Annotated in this window: 9 protein-coding genes and 2 pseudogenes; 2 read left to right on the top strand and 9 right to left on the bottom strand. The window is 39.8% G+C overall.

Annotated elements, in window-relative coordinates; translation table 11 throughout:
* From H6G97_RS53560 to H6G97_RS53555, 9 genes and pseudogenes are all read right to left on the bottom strand, one after another.
* A pseudogene (locus H6G97_RS53560) lies at positions 1-192 on the bottom strand (IS630 family transposase); the annotation flags it as partial.
* A gap of 338 nt (positions 193-530) precedes the next feature.
* Positions 531-1958, bottom strand: a complete 1428-nt coding sequence (locus H6G97_RS36990) for a sensor histidine kinase (protein ID WP_190945681.1) — start codon at positions 1956-1958, stop codon at positions 531-533.
* Positions 1955-2332: a response regulator transcription factor gene (locus H6G97_RS36985; protein ID WP_190945679.1), complete on the bottom strand. Its 378-nt coding sequence runs from the start codon at positions 2330-2332 to the stop codon at positions 1955-1957. Before H6G97_RS36985 ends, H6G97_RS36990 begins: the two co-directional genes overlap by 4 nt.
* Positions 2333-2463: 131 nt before the next feature.
* A complete protein-coding gene (locus H6G97_RS36980; protein ID WP_190945677.1) occupies positions 2464-3864 on the bottom strand; it encodes a sensor histidine kinase in 1401 nt (466 codons plus the stop codon).
* 88 nt (positions 3865-3952) lie between these two features.
* Positions 3953-5029: an ABC transporter permease gene (locus H6G97_RS36975; RefSeq protein WP_190945675.1), complete on the bottom strand. Its 1077-nt coding sequence runs from the start codon at positions 5027-5029 to the stop codon at positions 3953-3955.
* The gene (locus tag H6G97_RS36970; RefSeq protein WP_242055802.1) at positions 5029-5574 is read right to left on the bottom strand and encodes an ABC transporter permease; all 546 of its coding nucleotides are present in this window, start codon (positions 5572-5574) and stop codon (positions 5029-5031) included. The genes H6G97_RS36975 and H6G97_RS36970 overlap by 1 nt, the downstream gene beginning before the upstream one ends.
* 123 nt (positions 5575-5697) lie before the next feature.
* Positions 5698-7641, bottom strand: a complete 1944-nt coding sequence (locus H6G97_RS36965; RefSeq protein ID WP_190945682.1) for an ATP-binding cassette domain-containing protein — start codon at positions 7639-7641, stop codon at positions 5698-5700.
* 125 nt (positions 7642-7766) lie between these two features.
* Positions 7767-8882, bottom strand: a complete 1116-nt coding sequence (locus H6G97_RS36960; protein ID WP_242055801.1) for an HlyD family secretion protein — start codon at positions 8880-8882, stop codon at positions 7767-7769.
* Positions 8851-9117 (bottom strand): hypothetical protein, encoded by a 267-nt coding sequence (locus H6G97_RS53555; RefSeq protein ID WP_242055800.1) that lies wholly within the window; start codon positions 9115-9117, stop codon positions 8851-8853. The genes H6G97_RS36960 and H6G97_RS53555 overlap by 32 nt, the downstream gene beginning before the upstream one ends.
* A gap of 122 nt (positions 9118-9239) precedes the next feature.
* Between H6G97_RS53555 and H6G97_RS36955 the strand changes: the two genes are divergently transcribed.
* Both H6G97_RS36955 and H6G97_RS36950 read left to right on the top strand, forming a co-directional pair.
* The gene (locus tag H6G97_RS36955) at positions 9240-9875 is read left to right on the top strand and encodes a TetR/AcrR family transcriptional regulator (RefSeq protein ID WP_190945673.1); all 636 of its coding nucleotides are present in this window, start codon (positions 9240-9242) and stop codon (positions 9873-9875) included.
* A gap of 516 nt (positions 9876-10391) precedes the next feature.
* A pseudogene (locus H6G97_RS36950) lies at positions 10392-10593 on the top strand (penicillin-binding protein); the annotation flags it as partial.
* Positions 10594-10854 lie beyond the last annotated feature (261 nt).

The raw sequence follows: 10854 nt of genomic DNA, 5'->3' as shown, positions 1-10854 counted from the left end.
ACTTCTGGATCTCTTCTCGAAATTCTTGTCGTTTAACTTCCGATCTTTCTTGATAGCCATAAGTTTTTTTTTCCGTGTGAACCCAATTTTTTTTAAAGCTCTTGATATTGTGCAATCGCTAATTTCTTCTGACCATAGTTTGGCCATTTCCGCTTGAGTTTTATCGCCATTAACTTCAACAAATTTCTTAAATGTCTAACTCTACTCTATTGCCTGAATTACCTTCTGGCGTAAGTCGTAACTGTAAGGTTTTGGCATGAGCTTTCCTTGAGCTGAACGCTTCATCTGTATCTAGTTTTACTTTACTCACTAATTATACTGTTTGTCCTAACCGCCTTGGCGCTTGCTATAAAACTTGTGAAAATGATAATCATTACTGAGACGGGGGGAGGGAGTATTACGAATGACGAATGACGAATGACGAATGACGAATGACGAATGACGAATGACGAATGACGAATGACGAATGACGAATGACGAATGACGAATGACGAATGACGAATGACGAATGACGAATTACGAATTACGAATTACGAATTACGAATTATCGGCAAGTATATAGTGAAAGTTGCCCCTTGATTTGGTGTGCTGCTGGCGATAATACTGCCTTGATGGGCTTCAATAATCCGCTTAGAAATTGCTAACCCCAGACCATTACCACTACCTTTACGTGCGGGGTCTGTTGTATAAAATTGCTCAAAAATTCTGGGTAAATCACCCTCTTTTATCCCTTTTCCCTGGTCTTGAATTTGAATAATAGCTTGTTTGCCTTGGCTGTATCCAGAAATAGATACTTGAGAATTAGCTGGTGAGTGCTTAATCGCATTATCCAATAAATTGAGAATCGCTTGTAATAGCCGCTCTGGATCGCCCTGGATAATTAGATTTCTTACATTCACCTGTGTAGAAATTCTCAGAGTTCGCATTCGCGGTTCTAGTGCATTGACAGCGCGGTTAATTAATCCATGCAGCGAGATGGTTTGCTGTTCTAGTTCAGTAACTCCTGCTTCCAAACGTCCTAAATCTAGCAAGTCATGAATCAATCGTGATAAACGTTTGATTTCGCTTTCGATAGTTTGAAAAAAGCGATCACGTAATTCTGGTTCTTCTGATGCTCCTGCTTTGAGTGCGTCTACTGTTACCTGAACGTTACTGATAGGGGTACGTAATTCATGGGAAACATTGGCTAAAAATACCCGTCGCTCTTGGTCTAGGGAAGCTAACCGTTCACTCATCCGGTTGAGTTCTGCTGCCAATTGATCTAACTCATTATTTTCATGAATCGTCAGCTTATCACCAAAATGACCGCCACCCAAGCGAATAGCAAAATTCTGCATAATCTCAATCGGTTTTGAGAGACTGCGAGCAAACCGACTGCTAATTAATGCACACAGTAGAATCGTTATTGCTAGGGTTCCCAAAATACTCCAAATTACTTTAGCGAACTGTCGCTGAAACTGCTCCAAAGTCATAGACATTCGGATTACGCCCAACGACCGACCGTTACGCTCAATAGGCTTAGTAATATAGAGGCGATCGCTGTTTGATAAAACGCCTTTGGCAATTCCTTGCTTTACACGGTTTTGTAGAGCTTCCCGTATTCCCGGAACCTGATACCAATCTTTAACTTGACTATCTAACTTTGGGTCAGAAGTGGCTAATAAACTGCCTTGTTGATTAAAAACACGTAGGGTTATAGTTTGTGGTGCGCCATACCGCTGCACCAGTACCTTTACTTGTTTAATATCTTTTTCTTCTAGTGCATCTGCAACACTTTCACTTAACGCACTCGTCCAGTTATCCAAATCTGCTTGTCGCGATCGCATGAAGTAATCATGGAACGACCACAGGATATAACCTGCCATCAACGACGTTCCAAAAGCTGTCAGCATGAGGTATCTGCCTAACAGCTTGGCATAAATTGTATTTAATTTAATCCTAGATATCCAGCCTCTCATGAAGGCTGCTCTCCAGAACGACGACGCAATACTGCTTTAATACGTGCTAATAGTTCGCGGGTGTTGAAGGGCTTAGTAATATAATCATCTGCACCTGCTTCTAAACCCCAAATTTTATCAATATCCTCATCTTTAGCTGTAAGCATGACGATAGGTACATTAGAAAATGCCCGAATCCGCCAGCAAACTTCCATACCGTCAACTTCCGGTAACATTAAGTCTAGCAAAATTACATCTGGTACTTGCTTGTGAAACTGTTTGATTGCACTATGTCCATCGGCGGCTGTAGTCACCGTGTAACCTTCTTTTTGTAGTGTATAGGTGAGACTGTCGCAAAGAGCCGCTTCATCATCTACAAGTAATACGTGTAGCATTGTTTATTCTAAATTAACGTTAGTTTTTCCTAATTAGATTTTGTATAAATAGATGTATTTTTAACATCTTTCTTTCGATAGTAATTTTTTAAATAGAAAAGATGAAAACCTTAGAACCAAAAGATTCCAGTTTAATGATGACTGCTCAATTTACTCTTGACTATTACTGTCCCCTGTTGGGGAAATTTTATCGTGAAACTTGTTCCGCCTCCTATCTCGCTATCGACATAAATTTCTCCATGATGTATTTCTAAGCACTTTTTCACCACAGCAAGTCCTAGTCCACTGCCAACAATTTTGCCTACATTATTAGCACGATGGAAAGGCTCAAATAAATGCTCTTTAAATTCTGAAGGAATTCCTATACCATTATCTTTAACTTGGAAAATTATTGCCTGTGGTTCACAACTAAGAATTAAGAAAGTTCTTCCCTCTGAAAGTGAATATTTAATTGCATTTGATAGTAAATTGCTCAGAATTGAATAGAGTATATTTTCATCTAATTTGGCATGAGTACAGTTACCTTGACTGACAAATTTAATAGTATGCTGTTGTTGATTAGAAAATTGGAGGTCTTCTATCAAATTAATGCAAAATGCTTCCAAATCCATGATTTCTGGATGAAATTCTAATTTACCAGCTTCCGCCCTAGTTAAAGTTAAAATATCGGTCAGTAACTGGTTCATTGACCTAGCTGAAGATTGAATGCGATATAGATTTTTAAGTTTTTTCTCTTCTGTCCACTGCTGATTACTTTGAGCCAATAGTTGAGCCGAACCCAATATAATACTCAATGGTGTACGAAATTCATGGGATACCATTGAAAAAAAACGTAACTTCAATTCACTAAGTTCTTTTTCTTGAGCTAAAGTTTTTTGAATAGTTTCTGCTTGCTGACGTTTAACTAATTGTTGATAAAGCAAAGTATAAACGCCTAATAAAATGGCAAAGCTCAAGAAAGTACCGAGGAATTCAATCAACATCCGGTTGCGGATATTATCTTGAGAGTGTCTCACCGAGATTTGCAGTAAATGTTCCTCCCTAGTCTGCATTTGGGTAAGTAGTTCACGGATTTGATTACGGTTTTGGTTGCTTTGATTAACTAGAGGTGCTTGAATAGCAAAGCTTGATTTACCTGCTTCTTTGAGGTTAATTGACTGTTTAGATAATTCAACTCTTTGAGCAATGAGTAATTTTAGTTTCGTTAGTCGCTGCTGTTGATAAGAGTCATCAGCAATTTGTTGCTGCAACTTTTGGAATTTGGCATCTAGGCTTTGCATTGCCTGATAGTAACGTTTGAGTTCTAATTGCTCTCCATATAGGATATAACCCCCACGTCCTGCTTCTGCATCGGTTAGTGTAGCAAAGATGCCGATAATGTTTTTCATTACCCCATGTGTATCCTTCACTTGATTGCTACTTGCAATTAACTGAGTAGCGTTTTGGTAAGAAATCAGACTAGCTGTACCCATTAATAATAAGCATAATCCAAAGCCAGAGGCAATCCATTTTCTTTCCAGCGACCATTTCATAGAAAAAATCAATTAATGATTCAGAGTCAATATTTTATCCAAGGTCTTACATCAAAGTAAAGATTTTTCCAAGCCAAAGTGTTGCTCCCTAGCTTAACTGACTGCGAAACTTACTAATACTAATAGTTAATAACACAACAGCAAAGGCGACTAAAGCCAAAACATTCATCCACAGTACATCTAAGCCAACACCTTTGAGCAAAATACCTCGAACGATCGCAATGTAATGACGGAGAGGATTGAGTAAAGATAGGGCTTGAAACAAAGGTGGCATGGCTTCAATAGGTGCGATCGCTCCAGAAGTTTGTACCATTGGTAAATTAATAAAGAAAGATGTCAAAACTACCTGTTGTTGGGAACTACTCACAGTCGCCAACATAATACCTAGGCTAATCCCGACAAATACATACATACTTGAGAGTCCGAAAAATAGCAGAAAATTACCTCGAAATGGTACATGAAATATTACTGTTGCTAAAGTGGTAGCTAATAAAACATCTCCCATTAATAAAAATGCTAAAGGGACAATTTTCGATAGTAATATTTGCCAGTTAGCAGCCGGAGTCATTAGTAATTGTTCTAAAGTACCCGTATCTTTTTCCCTGACAACAGTAATTGCTGATACTAATGTCCCAATTAATGTTAAAACTAAACCCATAACTCCTGGTACAAAAAACCAACTACTCGTCAGTCCAGGGTTGTAAAGAAATACAACTTCAGGTGAGACTGGGGGATTTACTTTACCTTGGGTTAATTGCAAATTATATTGCTGGATAATTTGATTCATATAATTTCCGGCAATCCCGGCTGTATTAGCATTTACAGCATCAATAAATACTTGAATTTCTGCTGATTTTTGTGCCAGTTGACGCGGAAAATCGGGAGGAATTATTACCCCAACATCTAGCTTTCCTTCTTCTACCTGACGACTTAATGCTTTTTCACTGCTTGGTACAGATTCTAAAGTGAAAATTCGATTTGATGTCATGGCTGAAACTAACTCCCGACTAGCACTGACGTTGGCATAGTCAATGACACCTAATCGCAAGTTATGAACGTCGGGATTAAGGATAAATCCATAGAGTAATAATTGAACTGTTGGCGGGATAACTAACAGAACAATTAATTGCTTGTTGCGGAGAATTTGATTAATTTCTTTCCGCATTAATGACCAACTCCGTAAGTTCCTGGCACAATATACAGCGATTCTAATCTGCCAGGATTAAACCATAGACGCATTCTTGCTGTAATACTATTAGTAGCAGGTATCAGTCCATGCTCTTGCATGAAAAAGTTTGTCACTCTTTGAATACTATTTTTAATTACACGGGCATTGTTAACATCAGTGGCATCGATTAACACTTGCACATTTGTACTTCTACCTGCTTGAATATCACGGCTAAATTCGGGTGGAATAATTACTGCGGTCTTAGCAATTCCTTTATCTATTGCATCGCGTGTGGGATTGCCACCAGACCATTGTTTAGGCACAAATTGATTGGTGGCATACAGTCTTTCAATATAGCTGCTACTTAAGTTTGTGCGGTTAAAATCTTGCACAATTAAGGGAATATCTTTACTCTCTAACCTAATAGCAAAACCAAAAATTATTAAAATAATGAATGGCAATAAAAATGCTAGTGCCAACGTCAGGCGATCGCGGCGGAATTGGGCTATTTCTTTTATACATTGAGCAATAATTCGTTTCATATATATTAAGTACGGATTTGGCTGAAATCAGAGTGTTTTTAAACGCAGAGGAACGCGGAGGTTAGCGCAGAGGAACGCGGAGTTTTTTGGAGTAGAATTTTCTGTACGGATACTCTTTTTCTATTATTGCGATCGCTGTACTATACCAATAAAAGAATCTTCTAAAGAAAAAGGAATAGGGCGTAAAGAATTGATAGTAATTTGATTAGCTTCTAAAAGTTGAGTTAGTTGATTTATTTCTTGTTCAGGATGATCGATAACAATGTGTAAACTATCAGCGAAAATCGATATGCGCCAAGGCTCGAAGTGTTGTTTGAGTATCTTGGAAGCTACTTGGTTTTGATTGACAGTAATTTCTATTAGTTGTCCCGGTTGCGAGGCTTTGATAGAACTTGGTGAACCTTCGGCAACGGTTTCTCCTGCAACCATAAAACTCATGCGGTTGCACTGTTCAGCTTCTTCTAAATAGTGTGTTGTCACTAAAATGGCTGTACCGTTGCGGGCAAAGTCATTAATCAGCTTCCAAAACTGGCGACGCGCCAACGGATCTACCCCTGATGTGGGTTCGTCTAAAAATAAAATATCTGGTTCGTGCATCACACAAGCACCGAAAGCGACTCGTTGCTTCCAACCACCCGGTAGCTGTCCAGTGATCATATTTGCTTTTCCTTCTAAACCACAGGTAGCAATTACCCAATCAATTTTTTCCCGTCGGAGTTTGCGAGGTACGCCGTAGACTCCGCTATAAAATTCGAGATTTTGCAGAATAGTTAAATCGTCGTAAAGGGTGAATTTTTGACTCATGTAACCAATACGTCGCCGTAAGTCTGCACTCCGCAGATTTCCGGTTTCACCACCCAAGGAAATTTTACCGCCACTTGCTCCTAGTAATCCACACAACATCTTAATTGTGGTGGTTTTTCCAGCACCGTTAGCACCTAACAACCCAAAGATTTCCCCATAGCGCACTTCGACGTTGACATCTTTAACGGCTTGGAACTTGCCAAAAACACGGTTAAGGTTGTGAGCATAGATGGCGATTCCCTTTGTGTCTCCTTGTCCTCTTTTGCGAAAACGAGGAAACGGAAAAAATTGCGGCGCAGAACCTTGTTGTCGCAAGCGCGTGACAAAGACGTTTTCTAATGTGGGTTCGCCATGCTCGATAGTGGGAGAAGGTAACTGATGTTGTTGCAGCACTTCGCGGACTTGGATTTCGCCGGAATTTATATCTTCAACTAGGACATCCAAGCGATCGCCAAAAGTTTGCACATCTACTATATTTGTCTGGTCAGTCTGAGATAATATCTCTTCTGTAGCTTGTAAATTAGCTGTTCGCAATTCCAAGCGATGCAAGCCTAAGTTAGTCCGTAATTCTTTGGGTGTGCCAATTTCATGAATTTGCCCACTGTACATCAAAGCCACGCGGTGACAGCGTTCAGCTTCGTCTAAGTATGGTGTCGCAACTACAATTGTCATCCCCTCGGCTGATAATTCTCCTAGCAAATCCCAAAATTCCCGCCGGGAAACTGGATCGACACCCGTGGTAGGTTCATCTAGTAACAATATTTCTGGTTGAGAAACCAAAGCACAACACAGCGCCAGCTTTTGTTTCATCCCACCAGAAAGTTGTCCCACTAAGCGATCGCCAAATCGCTCTAAATTCATTAATTTTAAATATTTATTGCGGCGTTCCCTTAATAAATCATCTGCTACTTGCCGCAAACCTGCTGCATAACGTAAGTTTTCATCAATACTCAAATCCAAATACAGCGAAAACTGTTGAGTCAGATAACCTGTAATTAATCGGGCATCTCGTGCAAGTTGATTAAATATTTGCACCTCCCCCGCCGTTGCTTCCATCACACCGCCCAAAATGTGAAAAGTGCTAGTTTTCCCCGCACCATCAGGGCCGATTAATCCAAACATTTCACCTTTGTTGACATTCAAATCAATTCCTCGCACAGCAGCTAAGTTTCCATAGTGCTTATGCAAACCGCGAACTTTAATTGCTGTGGTGCTAGATGATTGCGGTAAGTTTGGAGTAACAACTGTTTTTTGCTGTTGCATCATTTAGCCTCTTAGCTTGAGAAAGTGGTGGAGAATGGAAGGTGGAAATTTAAACGCACAGGAGCGCGGAGGGAAACGCAGAGGTACGCGGAGAATTTGCGAGGAATTAATGAAATGTTGCTCTGTTATCTGCTTTCTGGCTTCAAACTAATTTCGGCATCTGCTGGCATCCCCATTTTGGCGCAGGGTAAATCTGATTCAGTGTAAGGATTTTCGGGGTTAAAGCAGCTATCAGGGTTTTGAACTTTGATCCGAATTCCTACTACTTGTCTGACTCTATCTTTTTGAAAGTAAATATTTTCTGGTGTAAATGAAGCTTGCGGATCGATCGCAATTACTTTACCTTCTAATGGTTTGTCCGGCGCAGAATCAATGAAGATTTTCGTTGTTTGTCCAAGACGCACTTTGCCAATATCACCTTCGGGAATAAAACCTCTAAAATACACTGTTTTGGGGTCAACAATTGTCAAAAGATTAGTCTGACTGCTAACTATTGCGCCTGGTTCAACACTCCGGGCTGTCACTACCCCATCTAAAGGACTGACTACATTTAAATCTTTTTTGGAGTCTGCAATCTGCGTGAGAATTTGCTGATTTGATGCTTCGGCATCTTTAACTTTGGCACGGGCAGAGTTGACTTTCGCCTGTGCAGACTTAAGTTGAGCATAACTTTGCTGCTGCTTTCTGACTAATGCTGTTAACTGGGCATTGCGAATGTCAGGATTGAAACCTGTAGTTTTAACTTGAGTTAACGCCCCTGATGTAGCCTTTAATTGTTGCCGTTCGGCATTAACTGCTGCCTGTCGTGCTTCTAGGGTTGCGATCGCAGTATCTAGGGTAGTTTGTGCTTGATCGAATTGTTGTTGATTGATTGCTCCTTCTCTTACCAATTGGGCATAGCGATCGCGGTTGATTTTTGCTAAATTAACTTCTGCTGCTGCCTGTTTAACTTGCGCTTGTGCTTGCACCAATGTAGCTCTGGCTGCTGCGACATTTGCTTGTGCCTGCTCAATTCTTCCTTGGGTATCTCCTTGAGATTGCCGCAAATTAAGTTTGGCTTCGTTAATTTGGCTATTAATTTCTTGAATTTCTCTGGTTACTTGCTCGACATCGGCAATTGCCTGCTGTTCATCATACTTAGCAGATGTCACTCTCGCTTGTGTGCCACGCAGTTGATCTTGCAGCAATTGATCGTTTGTGTCGTCTAACTTAATTAACTCTTGCCCCTTCCCGCACGGCAATTGACTCAATTCTTCCAGAGCGTTTGATTCCAATCTCGGTTTCATAACCCTCAATCCGCCCGCTAACTTGCAGTATATTTGCTGATATTTGCGGTTGAGAGCGCCACACAGCATAGCCAATGCCACCTACCACCAGTAGCCCGATCAGCAAAAAAATGGGTTTTTTGCGGCGTTGCTGCTTCGATACTGGGGCATCTTTAAGATTTTCCGGGGATGTCGGGATAGTCTGAGTCATAGTAGCAGCCTGGATTGTGAAAAATATTTTGTATAAGAGAATTGAAAATTTTGAATTCCTTGTCATCATACTAGACTGTCTAGTATGATATAGCAAGATATACACAAAAAAATTTACCATTCATGCCTATCAACCCTGCTTTCCAACTAGAAAATCCTTTACCTGCGATCGCTCCAAAGCAGGAGCAAATCTTGCAAGGAGCTATACAGGTATTTTTGAAGGAGGGTTACGCTAGAACAAGTATGGATCGTGTTAGCGCGGCAGCTGGAGTATCGAAGCAAACCATATACAGTCACTTTCAAGATAAAGAAGGACTGTTTAAAGCGTTGATAGAACGGTTAACGGTTGCTTGTTTTCAAAGCATTTTTAGTATAGAAAAATTGCAGGGAGAACCAGCAATTTTGTTGCGTCAAATTGCCGAATTTTATTTAACCAAGGTTGCTGATAATCCCGATTATTTGGCATTGTTGCGTTTGATAATCACCGAGTCACAAAACTTTCCCGAACTAGCAAAACTTTATAACCAAACCGTTGTGCAACGAGGTCGGCAAATACTAAGTCACTATTTTGCATCTCATCCAGAATTAGCAATCAGCGATCCAGAAGCAATGGCTCATATTTTTTTAGGTTCGCTAGTATCCTACGTGATTATAGAGGAAATTTTACATGGCAAAGAACTTACTTCTTTATCACGCGATCGCTTGCTAGACAGCTTAATAAACATGGTCATGAGCCAGTCACAAAATACGGTTGGATAAACAACAGTACTACAGCCGAAAACTTCGACATCGCCAGCTAACCATTAGTCATGTACTATTGTGATTATCCTATTACCTCATCTCTAATTCCTACAAATTATATTCAAAAGCTAGAATTTAATCATTATTCTTGCTATTACTACCCGAAATTTACCCGAATTATACCCACATTTTAGACTTTTAAAGTGTATAGTTAGGAAAAATGCAAAATAAAACTTTAGAATATTATTTCCAGTTTTAGTAATTTTTCCTTGAATAAAAAACTAAAAAAGTATCACAAATGCTTTCTTATAGCAGTTCCCATTCAGATGCGGTACAAGTGCAAGGTGTAGGGGCACGGCAGTGCCGTGCCCTTACGGGTATACTTATATAAGAAAAAAATAACTAGAGAAGTCAGTTTTTTATACATATTTATATCTTTTTTTAAATCAACCATGAGATTTGTACAGGATATTAAAAGATTACAAAAACTAAATAAATTTTAGTTAGATTTATAAGTGAGGAAGTTCAATTGCCGTGTCTTCGTTTAAAACTTTTGAAAAGAAACTTACCTAGTTCTAATTTTTTCAAAAAGGTCGGTCAAGTAACTGGTGGCACACTCCTATCAATTACTATGCTATCGAGTTCTGTATTAGCTGGAGGATTAGTTGGTTTAGCCATTAGTTTCCGCGATCTACCAGATGTTAGACAACTGCAAAACTTTGTACCCTCAGAAACTTGAGACGCGCTAACCCTGGGTGAAATTAGGTCATTTCAAGGTAGCGCTTTGCCTTACGTTACCAATGCCGTCTCACAGGAACTGATTAAAAAGTTTGGGCGTGAAACGTTGCTTAAAGGTGGAATGCATGTACAAACCACAGTTGATATAGGACTAGTATTTGATTTCTGAAAAAGCTCCGTACATTTGAAGAGTCGCAAAATCAAAGTTAGTGTTTCGGAGAAACCACTCAAACATCCATTTGAGATGAGAGAACGAAGG

It is taken from the genome of Nostoc flagelliforme FACHB-838 (genome assembly GCF_014698065.1).
Taxonomy (GTDB): Bacteria; Cyanobacteriota; Cyanobacteriia; order Cyanobacteriales; family Nostocaceae; genus Nostoc; species Nostoc flagelliforme_B.
The sequence above is the reverse complement of the archived record's forward strand: the minus strand, read 5'-3'. Positions and strand labels throughout refer to the sequence as shown.